Annotated in this window: 11 protein-coding genes and 3 tRNA genes; 3 read left to right on the top strand and 11 right to left on the bottom strand. The window is 38.7% G+C overall.

Features of this window, described 5'->3' with window-relative positions:
- Nucleotides 1-107: 107 nt before the first annotated feature.
- From K2X50_09630 to K2X50_09605, 6 genes are all read right to left on the bottom strand, one after another.
- Nucleotides 108-182: transfer RNA gene (locus tag K2X50_09630), tRNA-Thr, on the bottom strand.
- Between the two features lie 29 nt (nt 183-211).
- Nucleotides 212-285: transfer RNA gene (locus tag K2X50_09625), tRNA-Gly, on the bottom strand.
- A 67-nt stretch (nt 286-352) separates the two neighbouring features.
- A tRNA-Tyr gene (locus K2X50_09620) sits at nt 353-437 on the bottom strand.
- Nucleotides 438-610: 173 nt separating this feature from the next.
- Nucleotides 611-4264, bottom strand: a complete 3654-nt coding sequence (locus K2X50_09615) for a hypothetical protein (protein MBX9587502.1) — start codon at nt 4262-4264, stop codon at nt 611-613.
- 125 nt (nt 4265-4389) lie between these two features.
- Nucleotides 4390-8049 (bottom strand): hypothetical protein, encoded by a 3660-nt coding sequence (locus K2X50_09610; protein MBX9587501.1) that lies wholly within the window; start codon nt 8047-8049, stop codon nt 4390-4392.
- A gap of 120 nt (nt 8050-8169) precedes the next feature.
- A complete protein-coding gene (locus K2X50_09605; protein ID MBX9587500.1) occupies nt 8170-8562 on the bottom strand; it encodes a helix-turn-helix transcriptional regulator in 393 nt (130 codons plus the stop codon).
- Between the two features lie 312 nt (nt 8563-8874).
- Between K2X50_09605 and K2X50_09600 the strand changes: the two genes are divergently transcribed.
- Genes K2X50_09600 through K2X50_09590 form a run of 3 tightly spaced genes read left to right on the top strand, consistent with a single transcriptional unit; the run spans nt 8875 to nt 14021 of the window.
- Nucleotides 8875-12336 carry a hypothetical protein gene (locus K2X50_09600; protein MBX9587499.1) on the top strand — a complete coding sequence of 1154 codons (3462 nt, stop codon included), beginning with the start codon at nt 8875-8877 and terminating at the stop codon, nt 12334-12336.
- Between the two features lie 50 nt (nt 12337-12386).
- Nucleotides 12387-12860, top strand: a complete 474-nt coding sequence (locus K2X50_09595) for a DUF2147 domain-containing protein (protein MBX9587498.1) — start codon at nt 12387-12389, stop codon at nt 12858-12860.
- Nucleotides 12861-12917: 57 nt separating this feature from the next.
- Nucleotides 12918-14021, top strand: coding sequence for a hypothetical protein (locus K2X50_09590; protein MBX9587497.1), 1104 nt, complete (start codon nt 12918-12920; stop codon nt 14019-14021).
- 203 nt (nt 14022-14224) lie between these two features.
- Here K2X50_09590 and K2X50_09585 read toward each other — a convergent pair whose 3' ends face one another.
- From K2X50_09585 to K2X50_09565, 5 genes are read right to left on the bottom strand one after another with little or no spacing between them, the layout of a single operon-like run.
- Nucleotides 14225-15427 (bottom strand): hypothetical protein, encoded by a 1203-nt coding sequence (locus K2X50_09585; protein MBX9587496.1) that lies wholly within the window; start codon nt 15425-15427, stop codon nt 14225-14227.
- 56 nt (nt 15428-15483) lie between these two features.
- Nucleotides 15484-16839 carry an ATP-dependent protease ATPase subunit HslU gene (gene hslU / locus K2X50_09580; protein MBX9587495.1) on the bottom strand — a complete coding sequence of 452 codons (1356 nt, stop codon included), beginning with the start codon at nt 16837-16839 and terminating at the stop codon, nt 15484-15486.
- A 15-nt stretch (nt 16840-16854) separates the two neighbouring features.
- On the bottom strand, nt 16855-17424 hold the full coding sequence (gene hslV / locus K2X50_09575) for an ATP-dependent protease subunit HslV (protein MBX9587494.1): 570 nt from the start codon (nt 17422-17424) through the stop codon (nt 16855-16857).
- A 60-nt stretch (nt 17425-17484) separates the two neighbouring features.
- On the bottom strand, nt 17485-18177 hold the full coding sequence (gene hda / locus K2X50_09570; protein MBX9587493.1) for a DnaA regulatory inactivator Hda: 693 nt from the start codon (nt 18175-18177) through the stop codon (nt 17485-17487).
- A gap of 10 nt (nt 18178-18187) precedes the next feature.
- Nucleotides 18188-18856, bottom strand: coding sequence for a DUF2066 domain-containing protein (locus tag K2X50_09565; GenBank protein ID MBX9587492.1), 669 nt, complete (start codon nt 18854-18856; stop codon nt 18188-18190).
- Nucleotides 18857-18975: the final 119 nt, after the last annotated feature.

Raw genomic sequence — 18975 nt, 5'->3', positions numbered from 1 at the left:
TCTTACCGTGGTCCACGTGACCTATTGTGCCCACGTTGACGTGGGGAAGGGTCCGTTCAAAGGTTTCTTTACCCATTGGTTACTCCTCTAAATTAATGACTCGCAATTGGAGCCCACAACCGGGATTGAACCGGTGACCTCTTCCTTACCAAGGAAGTGCTCTACCACTGAGCTATGTGGGCAATAGCCCGCCGTCAGAGCCTATCCTGTATGGAGCGGGTGATGGGAATCGAACCCACGCTATCAGCTTGGAAGGCTGAAGTTCTACCATTGAACTACACCCGCAGTTCTGACACACAACTCCACAAACACAGAAAAATCTTTCTTAACACACCATCCTAGATCGGCTGTTTGGTGGAGGGGGTAGGATTTGAACCTACGAAGGCAGAGCCGCCAGATTTACAGTCTGGTCCCTTTAACCACTCGGGAACCCCTCCGAAATAAAGCATTCGATTCTCACGCAGCGCACTTGAAAAGTCAATAAATAAGAAAGATTTGGCAAGATTAAAAATAGACGCCATATGAAATGCGTCAAACACATGACCCGAATTTCCTAAACTCAGGCTGCACTGCAATTTGACGCACAACAAATTTTTAGAACATCATTAATTTATTTAGGTGGCTCAATTCCACTGGTCAATTTTTCATCTGAATTCGGCATATGCTTGGGATCTATCAGAACATGATAATGATTCTTTGCACCACCGACTATCATGGAAGTATAAAACAAGTTAATCTCTCCATTCGGTTTTGGATTCGATTTATCTGCAGTCATACTTGGCTCTAAGTCAGTACCATTCTTAGATATTACATAGATATTGAAATCTACATTCAACAGTTGAATGCAAGCAAGAATTTCTAGATTACCACCCCAAGAACCTTTGGGCGCTTGCATATCATCAAGATAATGATCAAAACGAGCTCGCAAAGCATCAGCGGTCAATTCTAGATCACTGAAAAATTCTTCTTGGAAGTGTCCTAAAAACTCCGAATAATGAGAATTATCACGCATATATGCAACTATTTTTGTTCTCAAATTGACATTAATTAATGCTTCAAGAAAACCAGAATTATCACCTCTTGAAATAAAATCAGTTTGACCTTCAAAAGCAGACAAAATTTTGCGCAATTTTTCATATTCAATGACCTCATCATGTAACTTAAATAACGCATCAACTCTGGATTTAAACTTGTCATTATCTCCTAACACGGGCAATAAATAACCCAATGCGATAGCATAGAACAAACAAGTATTATCACCTGGCACATTGACATCAAATACTTCTAAATCTTGATTAGGTAATTTAAATTTCTTTAACTGCCAACTTTTAGATACTTTCCGTACTGGTTGAGAGAAAAAACGAACATTCGGAGTCGATACGCCAAATGATGGGCGAGAAAAATCATTCGACTGCGCTCGTTGAGACGAACTCGGCACTGGCACCAACAAAGTACATTGAGAGAAATCGGTCACCTGCGAAAGTTCATATCCACCAACAAGCATAAAGTCTACACAGTTACTAGATCCTTCTTGCACTGCGTTAGATGAATAAAGAGTCAAAACATCATCTGATTTAAACCAAACTCTGCAAGGGAGTTCTTTCAATACTGCAAAGCAGACTAAAATTGCGACGCTCAAAGATTTCTTTCCATCTTGGAATAAATTTAAATAATCTTCATATACCTTACCTTGCATTTGCTCTCCCAACTCTTTCTCAGCAGCGTTGCAAAGATCGATAACCCTTTCATCTGGCTCTTTCATAGCCGCTTTATTTTTTAATGCCTCAGTCAGTTTACTGCATGCTAACATTAACGGACTATTCTCAGTTGGCGCAGATGTTTTACTTCTTAAGGCATCCACGAGTTTAGTTAAGCCCTTATTCTCATTTGGCAATGCAGCAGTGGAAGAAGAAAGTAAATAATGCCTATGGAATTCATAGATCAATAATGAAAATAATTTTGAGTTTTTCTCAAGAAGTGTTTTTCGCGATTCCTGCTTCATCAGTAACTCTAGAACTGACTTCCTATCTGTTCTGAATATTTGCAGACACTCTTCCCAATCATTAGAAGAAACAGAAGGATACTGAAACATGACACGATACTTGTTTGAAACATAACCTGCAATAAAAGTATCACGTTTATTCGAAGAGCGTCTATCCTGTATAACCGAGACTTCTTTGGGCTTAACTAAACTACTTAATCTTTTCTCCTGTTTTTCGGCTTCTATGAAAGCCTTAATAAATTTATCAATCTCTGGGATTATTGTATCATTAACATCAAATTTCTTATTTACAACGACCTTATCATTGTTTTTTTGAGAACATTCCAATTGCTTGCCGTTGACCTTTAATTCAATTTCCAACTCATAATTAACCGAAAGTATAGCCAATGTTTTCGCTACCCCCCCTATTAAAGAGCCCTCATCATTTTTGTCTACTGAAAGCCTTCTGACCATATAATCAATTAGATCAACTGCTTCTATACTCTGCAGTAGATTGAGATATTGAGAGATAGTTTTAGCGTCTGCATTACAAATATTGACCAAGATATCTTCCAGCAATTTTATTTTATCAATCTGAAGCTTTATACCTAAGCTGCAATAAGTTTCTACTATGAAACAATGTGGTTCGGATGTGAAATTTAATGTACTCGGCTCTTCCAAAATATTATATTGCTCTTTAGTAAAACTTTGAGGCCGACTTCTATTGACTCTGACCAAAATATCTAATACCCACGATTTATAATCTAATTGACCAGCATCTTCATAACTTAATTGATTGAATAATTTTAACAATGCTTCAATATAAGCGGACTCTGCAAATAAATGAGGGTAATAGTCAATCATCTCAAGCACCATGTCAGAATTGTCTATCTCTGATACCCTAGACCCTATTCTGCGCGGCCTAATATTTACAAGCACGCCAAAATTCTCACTATTTAAATAGGGCAAAATAAATCCAGGATCAATGCTTAACGGTATTTTCTTTATACGGCAGAATGAATCCACTAACTTAAGAAACATCGACGAATCAATCTTAACTTTTTTTCCTAGCTCATTCACTTCACCCGAAAAAAGCTGTATCAACGACTGAGAAGCCCTTGTGACATCAACCATAAACGCATCATTGCAGGAATAGAAAGATTGCAGATAACCACCAAACCATCTACATATATACAAAAGACCTTCCAAATAATATTTATTTTTTTCAACATTTGCAGATGCTTTGAATTCATTACTGACTTCTACAACTAGTTTTTCGAGCAGAGGAGCGCCGTTAAATTCGGAAACTAGATATTTAGATAAGGCATCAAAAAACTGGTCATAAAATTCCAACAGACACTCTATTTTTCGAGCATCAGCTTTACTTGCAACCATGAATGACATCAATTGATCAAACAGTGCCACTCGCAGCTGAATCATTATACCATTCAAATCTCTTTCACTTAATATATTTAACACATGAGACAAACCTCTAGAAAAGTATTTCTCAGTAGATCTTTCTAGCGCCTTGCTCACTATTTTGTTTATACAATTTAAAATAAACTGAATATTTTTAGAATGAGATAACATCTCTTTAACAAAATCTAATCCCTCATAGCAAACTAGATTTTCTTGATAATCCTTACACCACTTTGTTTCAGGTTTAGCAAGAAGAGCGAGAACTTTATCGAACAGCACTTCCTCCATACTCACAGGATAATTAAATTGGGGCAGTCTAATAAACCCGAGCAATTCAATTGCATCTTCATCTGATTTAATGGCATCAAATAGAGCGGGAATATTTTGATAATCAATTGTGCCCAAGCCAATTTCATCATAACGACGACTGAAACATCTATCTAGAAAAATAAAGCTCGCCTGGCGAATAGATTGATTGGTATTTACCAACCAAGAAATCGCATGACGAACAACTTGAACACCATTATTTTTATCAGTTAAAATATCGGTACAATTAATAAACACATGAACCATTAAAGAAATCAACATGTCGCTTTCATCTGGCATATCTTTATTTATTCTTTCAACACAATCTACTAGAGAAGCAATAATATCGTTTTGTAAATTCGGCGAAAAAACTAAAATATTTTTAGAATCAATATACGTTAAAGCTTGACTGATTTTTACCCAGTCTGCGTTAGGCATCCTCATTATTTTGAAAAAATTAATTTCTAAACTTTCATCGAGCACTCTTTTTTCAGCAGGCGTAATATCCTCTCCTTGAGCCTTTCGTTTTGCTATTAACGTAGTGGCTTCGTCAGCCAAGTTCTCTCCCGCCTCGCTAGCATTAGTAATCCCCTCACTAAAATTAACTTCAGCTATTTGAGAGATCTCAAGCTTGAATTTTTTTAGGCCCTTTGGAATTTCTGAATGATCATAGGAATTTAATTTTATTTTTGTTTTTTCAAATACAAAACTACACCTTTCTTTCTGGCGTTAGAAGTCTCTGACTCATTTGACCATAAATCAGCTTCTCCTGATCCTGCTGCTTTTTTTCTCAACATATTTTTCTTTTTGGACGTAGCAATATCATCAACGGCGAGATCTCGTGTCAGCTCATCGCCTCGATAGTGAATCACATCCCCAATATTCAGATAGTTAATACTATCTAATTCCACATTAGAAACTGATAGCTCAAAATTAGCCTCACGAGAAACCATTTTCATCGTACCGCCAGGCGCCAAATAACCAAATATCAATTCTAAATCAACAATGGCTTGGAAATATGGTGGCATAAATTTTTCATCATAAAGCCATTGAATTACTTTGAGTGGGAGCTCGCTTTTGTTGAATTCTCTGACTTTTTTAGAAGCATCTATTAATTGACATAATGGAGCAATTTCCTCTAATACCTCTAGTTTTTTTATCTCCACTGATTTATAGCTATTCATCACATATATTTTATAAGTAGGCGAATCCGTACTCAGCTCGTTATATACGCAAATCAAGAAATATGCTTTTTTAACAGCAGGTTGTGCTGGTTTTTTTTCTTGGGATTTAACACCTTGTGGTTTACTTGCTTGTGATTTTTTTAATAATTCAGCGCAACTCAACTGCCAATTGTGTATATACTGTGGGCTAGGAATATATTTAACACTACGCACTCCTACATTGTCTCTCACAAGAGTATTTGACTCACGATCAAGCTTTGCTATAGTCACACTAATTTCAAAATTTTCATATTCCGCAGCAAGCTGCCTCCATAAGTCAGACGATTTATCAAGTTTGAGCCTTAACTCTATATCATTTTGTTGTGGATCAGAGAGGGGGATTTTTTTATCATCACCCTTCTCGCCTCTAAAATAATGTCCTAAATTTTTAAATGGCTTCAGCGGGGGTATTTTACCTTCATAATCATGCCCGCTACTTCCCTCAGTGTCCCCTCTGCCTAATGTTAATGACTCTTGAACTAACGTTTTTTTATATTTGATCGTTTTTAACCCTAAAAAGCCATTTGTGAAGTCTTTCAATTGATTTTCACAGCGTGCTATTCTTGCCTTATTTTCAGGGGATTCAGCACTAAATGGTCTTTCTAAAAGCATATAAATTGTATCAGGCAGTTCTGTATTATAAAAAGTCTTGAAATTGGCCGCCGCATCTTGCGCTCTTTGAAAGCCTGATAATTCTTCTGAATTGCTATCTCCAGCCTCATTAAAACCCTGACTGATTTCAGTCGCTGTAACCGCCATAGCAATCAATTTATTAGCTCGCTCCAATAATTTATAAACTTTCGATTCAGCAGCGCTAATACCTTGGTGAAAACGCGTATGCGGTGCATAACTAACAGTTAGAGCTGTAATCTCTTTTCCACTCTCATCTATAAACGAAGGAAGTTGATTCATTATATTATCTAAAGCATGATTAAATTCTGCAGTATTAAACGGTCTTATTTTGAAAAAAGTTCCCCCTTCTTTTTCTTTAAGATTTCCAGATTCATTATGAACTTCTCGACCTTGCTGATCTAATGAAGCTCCACCAGCCTTAATATGTCCGCCAGGAATATTGGATACAACACCTGGCTTAAAAGTCAAACTACTTGAACCTTCAACAGATCGCATTGAAGCATCTTTAGAATCATGCCTAAAATACGTTTCTTCTTTTTCTCTACCAAAATAATACCCATTAATTATTGAGTCACCAATGTCTCTGAGTAGGGCATCAAGATATTGATTCAAATATGAATCATGCAAAACATTTTCTTTTCCTTGCCTAACTTGAATTTTGATTTTTGGCTCCTGTGTTTTTAGAGGACTTACTACAGGTGGGTCAAAATCAACAACGTCAGTTGTCTCAACGAAATACTCAATTTTCTTAAGCTTGTTATTAAAACCAATCTTATTTAATACCCGCTTAAGATTTGCACTCAATCCTGCTTCCAGACCGGCAACAGAGAAATCGATACCAGTATCCAGCGATCCTGCCCGACCATGCTGATTATACCCAGAATCTTGTTGATACGTTGTTTGTTTATGTCGTTTTATTTCCGGATGTTGCTTAACACCTTTCTGATATGCCGCATCGTCGAGCTCATATAAATCAATTTTCGAATAATCGACACTACCATCGGTTTTATAGTCCAACAACAGTCTAAAATAGGCACTATTTTCACCATTGATGAATCGCCGATACCAGTCATTAATAGTTTTTCCCAATGGACCGCGTATTTTTCCTTGAGCGTATAATGTAAGCGTCGCTTCATAGGCTTTCGCTGGGGGCGCTAGAGCTTGACGAGGTGCATTCACCTTTGCCAAAAAATCATTGTATGCAGCAAGTTGACTACCCTCTAATTCCATTTTGATTGCTTTTAAGTGTTCAGCCTTAACGTTTCCGTCTGTATCTGTATCCTTCCCCGCTTTCTCAACTGCTTTGGTAACTGCCGCTTTTTTTAAAGCGCTAGAATCAGTAGCGATACTATTCACAAATGCAGATAACTCGGAGAATGGCAATGCTTTGGAATCCTTAGTTTCAGGAGTTACGGCTTTTGATTGTAAGGCTTCAGCGGCCTGAGCAGCTTGGGGTTTTGCTACCATATCCGTAACAGTCTCAGTAACTTTAGAAAGTACAGCTACTGGATTAGATGCATCTGAATGTATAACACTTTTAGCCTTATCCGCAATACCTTTTACTGCTTCAACAACCTTTGGAGCCACTTCAGTTAATTTACTTTCATTTATTTTAACTTCCAGAAGCTCACCGAGCGCACTAAAACCAAAACTCTTAAGCAGATCTCCAAATTCATTATTCAGATTTATAGTAGGTATCAATTTTTTAATAGCTTGCATTAACTGCTTTAAATCTTTAGGAACAATATCATTCAAAACTTTGGTAATATTATTTAATGACTCGATATTTTTTGGATCATTATATTTATTACGGAATTCTTTACGTATCAGTTTCTTTAATTCATCTATATCCTTACCCCCAAATAAATGTTCAAATGGTAAAACAATAGCGTCTGCAACACTACTGACTTTTTTATTTAATTTAACTGCTATCGATTGTTTCGCATGTTCATCACCATTCAAACTGGCTACAGCATCTCTTACAAATGCTTGCCATCCTAGTTTAGCTAACCCCAACGCTCTCTCTGGAATCTCTACTGTATGAACATTAGCCGGCTGCACAAAAGCTTGCGGGTTTGATAAATCAATATTTAATTTACCCACTATCTTAATAAAAGCCGTATTAGCTTTTATATCTGGAATTAATATTTCTAACTTGCTAATAAACAATTGCAGATTAATTTCCTCATAACTTTTAAAGTCTAGAGTTTCAACTAATTTGTTTCGAGTTGCGGTATCAGCAGTAAGAAATTTGTCTTTGATGATATCCCGAATAAATTTACATAACAATTCAACATTTTTAGCATTATCAGGCTTTTCGGAATTAAATAATTGCTGTCTAAAAGGCAATAACAAAACATCTGCAGCACTGGAAAGATACGTGCCAAGTTGCCGGTATGCCTCTAATCTCTCAGGCTCCTGGTCAGCAGTTAATTTTTGAAAATGAAACTGCAAGCCATCACGCGCAATACTAACAAACTTTTGCATAAGTTCTTCCCTTAATGACTGATTAACGTCAGTTCAACCTAACTACAAACAGTGGGTTAGTGTATAGTGAAATTTACTGATTGACTTCCGCAAGAAAAATCTCTATCGCGCTTCGTTTTTTCATAAATTTTCAGCTGATTCCAGAAAAGTTACTAAATCCGTTTCTGCAACCAATGCGAGCAATTCGCCCTTGTTTGAACAACCGAACTTCGCTTTGAGATTTTTTAGATAAAATTCAACAGTTCGATGCGATAGATTTAATTCGCGCGCAACTGTCTTTACTGTTCTACCGCTTGCTAATGCACACAAACAATCACTCTCACGTGGTGTGAGATAAATTCCAGAAAATTCTCCATTCAAATAAATTCGCTCGCGTTTGGGATCACGAGCATTTTTCGCTAATTCATCTCTATCTTCTGGGCCTAAATTTGTATAAAGAAATGCGTAATTAATATTACCTTTATTTAAAACTTCATTAAGAATTCCCTGCCAATAACTAAGCGATTTATTCATAGAAAATTCCCTTCTAAAAAATTAATTCTTCCAATCATTAGAGTTTCCACAAATCAGACGGTAACTATTCGCCTTTCTTTCGTCAATACAGTACATCGTAATTTAATTCCACTTTCTCACGTGAGAAATCGCTGACTTTTAGTCTCAGAAGACAGGGGGGCATCAATGCTGCCCCCCCACTACTAACGGGATTAGGCCTTGAATGATCCCTTAATTTCAGGCAAAGAGTGTACTTCTAGGACTGTTTAACCTTGATAATTACCACTTATTATGGTATAAATAGCATTAAATATAATCAAATAGGCATTATTAATGAGAGCTCGAACAGCACAATCATCCGAAAGTATGAAAAAGCACCGATCCACGTTTACGGAATTTTTCAAAGCTTGCAGCTATACTGAAAATAAAGTCGCCCCGAATACTGTTACTCTACAATTCAATAGTACAAATACCTCTCACTCTTTTTTTAACTTCGTGAAAGAGCGCTTACCTTTATTAAATATTGAGTTTCCAAAAGTTGATTACGCCGCTGTTCATTTAACAAATGAGCAATATTTCTATTGTCAACGCCAAGCCATGTGCGAACGGGGTCAATTGACAATTGCCTATGTAGATAATTGTTTGTTAAAAACATTGCGTGCTGATGAATTTGATTTTAGTTATCAATTTATTCTCGGCATAATTCCTGGTGAAAACAACTCGCGAAGACTTCACAATTTACGACCCTCTCAACGCAAACAATTTTTAATTGCGCCAGATGGTATAATTAAACCAAGAGAAAACAAACAACCGATGTATTCATCCAAAGATAAAGCTGGATTTTCACAAGCACAATCAAATACCCTCTTAGATCCTAATGCACTCAGTCGCGCTTTTGGATTTAGTAGAGATCAGCGAAATGACAAATTATACGGAATCGTAACACACACCAACGATTCACTTTTCAATAGACTACTAACGGACGACTCGGGAACTGTAGGTAGAATATTTGATTTTGATTCCGCTGAACATGCTGAAAATAGTTTGTCCTGGTTAAAAGAACGCCTATATACTACACAACAAATCGAAGAATTCAAAAGAGCCAATAAAAGGGCCAGAAAATCCAATCCCAGAACTAACGAAGTTTTGGCTAGAATTCGTTTTAACCCGTATCGAAGTGTTGTCAGTATTTGTTCAGATACTTTGGGAGCCCGATTACTGGCTTATGATTTCGCTCAAGAATTACTCGAACATTATAAAGCGTATGCTGAAAAAAATAATCTTATAGTCAATCCTAATTTTAAAATTCCCATCATTTTCTATATTCGTAAAAACAAAATTTCAGGGTTCTTTTCACAAGTTTATCACGATATTACAGAATACACTGATCAAATTCGAAAAATTGACGAAGCAGAATGCGCCAAAATTTATTCCAATTTAAAAGAAAGAACTCAGCATTACCGAAATAATGATTTTGAATTTCTCTTAGGCCTTCCTGAAATCACACTAGACATCTTACTGGATACTTGCCTGGGAGAACCCCTTGCTTATGTAATGCTAAAGAATGGCTATACACGCATGCTCATGCGATTGTTAGGACATCCTAACCCCTCTCTGCGCATTCAAATCTTTGATGCACTTATAGGATTCTCTCCCTGCTTATTTAAACAAAATGACCCCATTATCGCCAAACTTATTTTGGCAGAACAATTTGACCTCGCTGACAAACTCATTCAAGCCACGGGATCAGAAAAATATCAGATTAAATCTGCCAATTATGGATATGAATTACTTCATCAGTATCTTCTACACCAAGGTAATCCGCGTCAAATTCAATACATGGACCTTGATCTGATGCTTCTTCGCGCAGCCCGAGATAATGAATGGGTTACTGTTAAATTATGCCTGAAGGAATTTCCTACTATTAGTGAAAAAACTCTAAAAGAACTCTTCTCAATTGCCGTAAGTTCTAATAAAGACTGTGAATCCGAATTTTTGTGCCATAAAAATTCTGAATTTAATGAGATGATAGTTGAATTTTTTAATCTATGCATATCTCACAATAAATGGAAACGTGCTATAGCACTTGTATCAAATCCTGTAATTTACTCGAACAAGTCCCTTCTAGGATCTGCCTTAATATCTGCGTTAAAAACCAAACAATCTGAAGCAGCTAAATTTTTTATTCAGGCGGGAGCGCTTCCTGAAAATGCTAAATATACATCTCTTACGGCTGAAGGCGTGGTTTATCCTGCACTGAGTAATCAACTTTTTGAGCTAGTAGGTGACGCAATAATTTTAGATGAAAAAATTAATGATGATGCTGCACCAATTCGCCACCTTGTTGCTCTGCATTTAGCCCGTGAAATTGGCCATGCAGAAAGCATTGCTTGTTTAGAACAACATACTGCTCATTTCGGCTCAATAGATTTGAATAAGATCAAAACCGCTATTTGCTATTTATTCATTTCTGCTCTTTACAAACATACCACCCAACTAGCTGAGTCCCGTCTACTTTCACTTTGCCATCAATACCAATTATTACCTGTGGATAATCATAACATTTATGATGCCTTAGGCTTGATTATAGATTATTATCATGACACTGTAACTTCATTATATAGCTGGGACATTCCCAAGGTAATTTCATATTTTGTCAAACTTTATCTGCTCAAAAAAGATATCAAAACATTGGTTTTCATTCTTAATAAAAAATCTGGTGGGCCTAGACACTATTACTATCATTCTGCCCGAAATAGTATGTTTAATATCCTATTAGATAATCTCAATGATGATACACTAGAGATTATTAGAGCCTTTTTAAAAGAATTCATAGATATTGAGCCTAGTCAATCTTTAAAAGAGGAGAAAGATTATGATTGGCGCAGCACGCGCAGACAGTTCTCAGAGAACACATTCCGTAAAGACTTCAGCGAAGACAAAATACTATTGTTATTTGAAATAGGTTTTGCGTTAGCAGGCAGACAATGGGCAGAAGGCTTTAAACTAGTACTCGATAAAGGGTTTCTAAAAGCAGCCACCGTAATAATGACCCATCCAAGAATACCAGAAAAAAGTTTTGATGAGTGCATGGAAACATTAGTTTTTTATCCACACTATCTTCAACCTTTGGCGCCCTCCCTTTCAAACAAAGTAACACTCAAACATGTTGGTTTGTTTTCGACTAAGAATACAAAAGAACAAAAAAACTGTTTGGCCACATTGATCAATCAAGTCGACGACAAAACCGCTAATGCTCAAAATCATTTGTGGGACATATACCCCGCATTATTCTTTTGCCCTTTTGATGAAACACTAGAGATCGAAAAACAATTCATGAGACTATTAAAACCTTCTCTCTTAAAACATTTAGTTCTTATTTTTGTCATTGATAGATTTAGGTGTCATTTAACCCCCTTTAAGCAATGTGTTTTTGAAACGGGAACTAGCACTTGGCCCAATCTTACTAAAGCATTTAAAGCCCATGGAGTTCTATGTGATTGTACTCTTTATCAACGAAACGAAACACTTGATTCTCAACACTATGAAATTTTAAATGTTCTTAATGATTATTTAGCCAATATTGATTCAATTCCAGCTGATGACGTAATCGAAGCTGTTTTCGACAAAGTCATTGAGTTATTTGATCTAGCCACTCAAGCTGACACCACCGCAACATCGTTTTTCAGCTCAGAAAAATTTAATTTCAATGCAAAATTATTTACTTATATGAGCAATATTGATCAAGCACTTCCCAAAGAGAGGCAACCATCTATCCAACAATGGGGGGCATAACGGGAAAAAAGCAGCTATAATGACAACAATAACAGCGAGGAGTTGCGTTTATGATAGCACAGCACTTAAGTAGACTATTGATATCGTTAATGTTGTCACTGTGTATGTCCTCTGCTTTTGCTGCAACCGCAAAGCCTACAGAACGCCTTGATTCAGTCTCTGGGTATTGGACTACCATTGATGACAAAACGGGGAAAGTCCGCAGCATTATGCATCTTTGGGAAAATCGCGGTGTGGTCTATGGACGAATTGAAAAAATATTTAAACAACCCGGTGATACAGGGATATGCTCTAAATGTCCCGGGCAATTTAGAAATAAACCCATACTCGGATTAGCTATCATTTGGGGTCTCGAAAAAACAGGTGATAATATCTGGTCTGGAGGACAAATCTTAGATCCACATAACGGCAAAGTGTATAAAATAATGCTGACTTTAGCGAACGATGGAAAATCATTACGAGCTAGAGGTTATCTCGGATTTAGTGTGTTTGGGCGTACGCAAATTTGGTATCGACATTTTTAGCCTCCACCAGTATCATGGTTTCTACTCTAATTTCACTGAACAACAAAAAGAGAAATCATGAAAAAATTAATATTGACAAGTATAGCCCTATGTTCCAGCCTTACTTGCGCTGCTGATTTTGGCCATGTACGCTTAGAAACATTGAATGCAATATCCCACGCGAATCATAGAGTCGCAGCCACAGAAAAAGTGGCAGTAATAGCCATCAAGCTTTCTCCTGCTTTGCAAGAATTGCAAAAGTCACGCAGTCAATTTAAAGCACCAGTTACCCGAAATGTGCCCCGAGAAAATATTCCATCGCATGTTGATTTAGGCATGAACAACGTGCCCGTGTTCAACCAAGGTCCTTTTGGAACCTGCAACACCTTTGCGACCACGGCCGCTATTGATGCCGCATTGGGGAAAGGTGATTACATTAGTCAATTGTGCTTGTTACAACTGAGCAGCTATTTGAGCGATTTTAGTTATTGGGGTAACGCTTGGCACGGTGCTTGGTCGCACGTTACTCTGAGTCTCATTCGACAGTTTGGTGTTGTATCAAAACAAGATCAGAAACAAGGTGTATGCAATAATGTTGTTGAATATCCTTTTAATTACGATGAAACATTTTCCAAGCACAAGCTAAGTTTATCGAACTATCATCAATATAGTCATAACATTCTGAGCAGCACTGTTACTAGAGTGCCAATTGAGCCGCAAACATTGTTTAAATTAGTCACTCTTCATGATCAAGGTACAACATATTACGCTACTGTGAGTGATAATAGTGACGGTTGGGTTACTCCTGAATTAGCACTGAGTTCTGTGCGTAAATCTTTGGCAGATGGGAATCGTGTCATCATCGCGTTTCTGACTAATTCAAAATATATGCTCACTGGCCGCAAGAATGTAAGCACAGACTCTTGGTTTGTTGATCACGATATGATCGTCTCGTGGTCCACTCATGATCCTCAGGATAATGGCTGGGGCTATCACGAAATTGTTCTTTATGGCTACGACGATAATGCCACGGCGCTTAATAGCGAAGGCGAAAAGCAAACGGGTGTATTTTTAGTGCGCAACTCGTGGGGCAGAAATAGACCAGAGTTCATGACTTACGATTATTTCAAATTGATGGTAGTGGACGCTTACAGTATCAATACAGGTACTAAGCCTAGCTAGAAGATAACTCTCGAGCTCAAACATCCTAGCCTTTTCTGCATTATAGGCATAACACAACCTAGTCTTTTCTGCGTCTCAACCAAGAAACAACCCTGTCATTTCTGTATATAACACACAAACACCCCCCATAATTTCTTCAATTTTTGAAGACAATCTGAGGGGTGTTGCAGTACGAGAATATATTAAACTTAGATCTGAATCTGTTAATCAGAATCCGGCTCATCAGTCGCTGCAGGCGGCGGGTTTTGTTTTTCAATAGCGCTCGCTGGAGCTACAGGTGCCACTTGAGCTTGAGCAGCAGGTGCAGCCTGAGCTGGAGAAGGCTCAGGGGTAGGAGTTGCTGTTTGCGCAGGGGTTGCTGGTGGGGCTTGGGAAGTATTTTCAGCAGGTGCTGGCGCCGGTGCAGGTTGTGGTTCTGGCACAGGTTTTGGCTCAGGCTGAGGAGCTGGTGTTGGCTCAGGATTAACTTGCTTAGCAGGTTCAGCAGGTTGGGCAGGAGCCGCTGGCACATTCGTTGTTTGTGGAGTTTTCACAGTACTTGGAGGTATTTCAGACTCTGCTGGAGCAGGGGTTTTATGTGCAGGACTTGCAGTTTGCTCAGCTGGAGCTGGAGCTTGAACTGGAGCTGCAGGAGCCGCAGGAGCTGCAGGAGCTGCAGGAGCCGAAGGCTGCTCTGAAACTGTGCTTGGTGGAGCTACGATCGGCTTCACAACCTTAGCGGGTTTGCTTTGCTGTGGACCCATTGTAGTTGGAATTGTTGGTTTAACGACTGTACTCGGTGGTGCTTGGTTAGAAACGTCATCTGCACTTGGACGAACAGGTTTTACAATCACTGTACCTGTTGTACTGGGAGGCGCTGGACCTACAATTTTTGAAGGCCTGTCATAGGGCTTTACGATAATCGTATTTGTTTGTGGCCGTGGGTACTGTTTAATAATAACCGTATTAGGCTGCTGTTGATGTGGAACATAGATAACCGCTGGCGGTTGAGGCCGTTTTATGATTGTCACGGTACGTTCTTCAACATAGGGAGCTGGCACTACACGCTCACGATAGTCAGGTCGATATCGATCATCAGGCCGTTGCGGTACGTAAATCACTTTTTCATGTACTTCTCTTTGAGGAACGACGATGACTCTCTCTCGAGGCTGTTTGGGGGGTTGCGGCTTAACGATCACACGTGCAGGCGCTTGTGCGGGAGCAGCCGGAACTGCAGCTGCAGCAGGCGAAGTAGCTGCGGCAGGCGCTGCGGGTGCAGCAGGTAGGGCTGGTACAGCCGGGAGCTGTGTCTGCTCAAGGGCAGTAGGCTGAGCAGCTTGAACAGCCGTTGCTTCTTGCTTTTTCTCGCAAGAACTCAATGCAACTAATCCCACCAACACTAGGACAAGACTGGATACTCTACGCATGAAATTGACCTCTATAAATTTCTAATGGTCAAATTATAGCACATTTACAGTTAAATTTACAAAATATATTCACTAAGATCGACGTTTTCTGCCAAGGCAGCCAACTGAGCATCTACATACTTTTTATCGATCACAAATTTATCACCACTTCGCTCACTCGCACTGAATGAAATCTCTTCGAGCAAACGTTCCATAATCGTATGTAAACGTCGGGCACCGATATTTTCAGTTTTTTCATTGACTTGAAATGCGATCTCGGCCAATCGCCGAATGGCATCTTTTTTGAACTCTATTTTAAAGCCTTCAACAGCCATTAATGCAACATATTGCTCAGTTAACGAGGCTTTAGGTTCAGTTAATATTCGCTCAAAATCATCGCTGGTCAACGCAGTTAATTCCACCCGAATTGGCAAACGACCTTGTAATTCTGGAATTAAATCAGAAGGTTTTGATAAATGAAATGCGCCGGATGCAATAAATAAAATATGATCGGTTTTAATCATGCCATAACGTGTTGAAACGGTTGTCCCTTCAACCAACGGCAATAAATCACGTTGCACACCTTCACGAGACACATCAGCACCCATTGTCCCCGTTCGACCCACAATTTTGTCTATTTCATCAAGAAAAACAATGCCATTTAATTCCACTGCCTGAATGGCGCGATTTCGAATTTCTTCTTCATTAACCATTTTTGAGCCTTCTATTTCAGCAATTAGCTTATAGGCTTCTTTCACAGTTAATTTTCGCCGTTTAATTTTATCGCCGGATAAATTTTGAAAAAGACTTTGGAGTTGGCTACTCATTTCTTCCATTCCGGGAGGCGCCATAATTTCAACACCCACGTGCAATCCCGGTAAATCAAGCTCTATTACTTTATCATCAAGCTCACCATTTTGGAGTTGCTTACGAAATTCCGTACGCATGCTCGATTCTTTTACTGGAACATTTGTTTCTATTGGTTGACTTTCAAAATCACTTCGAGCTGGTGTTAATAATGAATCTAAAATTCGTTCTTCAGCTGCTTCTTCTGCACGAGTTTTAACTTTTTGCATTTGATATTCTCGTTCATCTTTCACCGCTTTATCAACTAAATTTCGAATGATAGATTCAACATCACCACCAACATAACCTCTCTCAGTAAATTTCGTTGCTTCTTCTTTAATAAAAGGCGCCCTCACTAATTTTGCGAGTCGTCGTGCAATTTCAGTTTTACCTACGCCTGTAGGCCCAATCATTAAAATATTTTTTGGTGTAATTTCTGGCGCTAATTCGGGATCAACTTGCAAACGCCGCCAGCGATTTCGCAATGCGATCGAAACAGCTCGCTTGGCAGCAGCTTGTCCGACAATGTATTTATCAAGTTCGTGTACGATTTCTTTTGGAGTCATCGTAGGAATTACTGTAGCCATAATGGTTCACCTATTTCATGTGTTACTGTCGATTTCTTCAATGGTCAAATTGTGATTGGTGAAAACACAAATATCAGCAGCAATATTTAAACTTTTTTCTACAATATTTCGCGCTGTGAGTTTTGTATTTTCGAGTAGCGCTTTGGCTGCAGATTTTGCAAAGGGCCCACCTGACCCTATAGACATTAAACTGTCTTCAGGCTCTATGACATCACCCAAGCCACTAATAATTAATGAGGCTTCTTTGTTTGCAACTAGGAGCATTGCCTCTAGTCGTCGTAATAATTTATCAGTTCGCCAGTCTTTCGCGAGCTCCACCGCCGAACGCAAAAGATTACCCGAATGTTTTTCTAACTTCGCCTCGAACAGCTCATACAGGGTAAAAGCATCCGCGGTTCCACCAGCAAACCCGGCAATCACTTGGCCTTTATATAGCTTACGAACCTTACGAGCATTACCTTTCATCACGGTATTACCCATGCTGACCTGACCATCGCCGCCGATGACCACCTTGCCATTTCTGCGAACTGACAATATCGTTGTGCCTCTGAACTGTTCCAATTTTTCGCTCCCCTGTATAAGCATAGAGATACTATATGAGGGTTATGGGGCAATTTTCAACCAGTGAAACTACGTATTTTATTGCTACTCAGCCTGCAAAACTGCCTTAACAAAAGGGATCGTCAAAAGCCTCTTTTCCTCGAGCGAGGCCGAATCTAGCTTATCCAGTAACGCAAATAAATCAGATAAATTACGAGGGCAATGAGATAATAGATAACGCCCTACTGAATCGTTTAAGTGCATACCACGCAATTTTGCCCGCTGCTGTAATGCGGATAATTTTTCTTCATCACGTAAAGACTTTACTTGATATGTCACACCTGCAGCGAGACGCGAACGAAAATCAGGCAGCTGAATTGAACTTGATAAAGGCGAATTCGAAGCGGTACAAATTAATTTTGATCCGGCAATTTGCAGTTGGTTATACGCGTGAAATAAAGCAACTTCCCATTCATTCAGACCAGCAATGGCATCTACATCATCCCACAAAACAAGATCGAATTGATCCATGCCGCGCACAATATCGGGTGATAACGTTGAATAATCCGATAATGCAACATACATCACTTTTTTTTGAAGTTGATGCGCAAAATAAGCGCAAGATTGGAGTAAATGAGTTCGTCCGACGCTTTGCTCACCCCACAGATACCAAAAAAATTCTTTTGTTAAAAAAACATTTTTTAGCGCATTGATTAATTCTGCATTTTCACCAACAACAAAACTATCGAAAGTAATTTTTTCGTTCAGGTGAAGATTGAGTGTCAATTGACGCACCAAAATTTAGTTCCTATTCTTTTTCAGCAACGGGCGCAGAAACCCAACGATACGTTAACAGTGTAGCTGAAGAATCTTGAGAATTCTTCTCGCTTTTATAGGGCTGCAATCGATGGTCATTTGCCGCGGCGATCACTTTTTTAAGCGCTTCAATTCCTGCCGTAGATTTCACTGTTAAAATCACATCATCTGAATCAACCGTACTCGCTTCAACACTAACAACTGAAGATAAACCTCGCACATAATCGACCACATCTGAAAAATCATTTAGACCTTTAATTCCATAAACATGAACAGTCCAACCTTCATCAGAAGCCGCTTCTTGCGCTGAATTTTTTTGCCCCAATATTTCACGAACTGATTTAGGAGAAAATTTCACATGTAAAATTAATTTTTGATGACTCGGATCGTTGGGATCTTGCAAATATTCATAACGCTCAACAAAATTTTGAGCAGATCCTAATTGATCGTGTACAGTTGCTTGCCCCGCAACTTCCGGATCACCGGATGCTTTTACCAACACTTGCTCTAAGGCTAACTGGAACGCTTTTTGCAAAACCTCATTACTGCGATCTTTCACAATGATGTCAGTCTGAAAATCATCCGTCGTTGTATTGCCTAACACGCCAGGATGACAGGTCATTAAAATGGCTGCGGCCAAAAAAACTTTGTAACACTGCATTTTTAAATTCCTGCTCTAAGATTTTGCTCACTATACCAACGCTTTTGCTAATTGCAAGACCCTGGGTCGTGTCTCCCGTTGGCTAGTGTAATAAATTTATTACACTAGCCAACGGGAGA

The organism is Gammaproteobacteria bacterium, from assembly GCA_019748175.1.
Lineage (GTDB): Bacteria > Pseudomonadota > Gammaproteobacteria > JAIEPX01 > JAIEPX01 > JAIEPX01.
The sequence above is the reverse complement of the archived record's forward strand: the minus strand, read 5'-3'. Positions and strand labels throughout refer to the sequence as shown.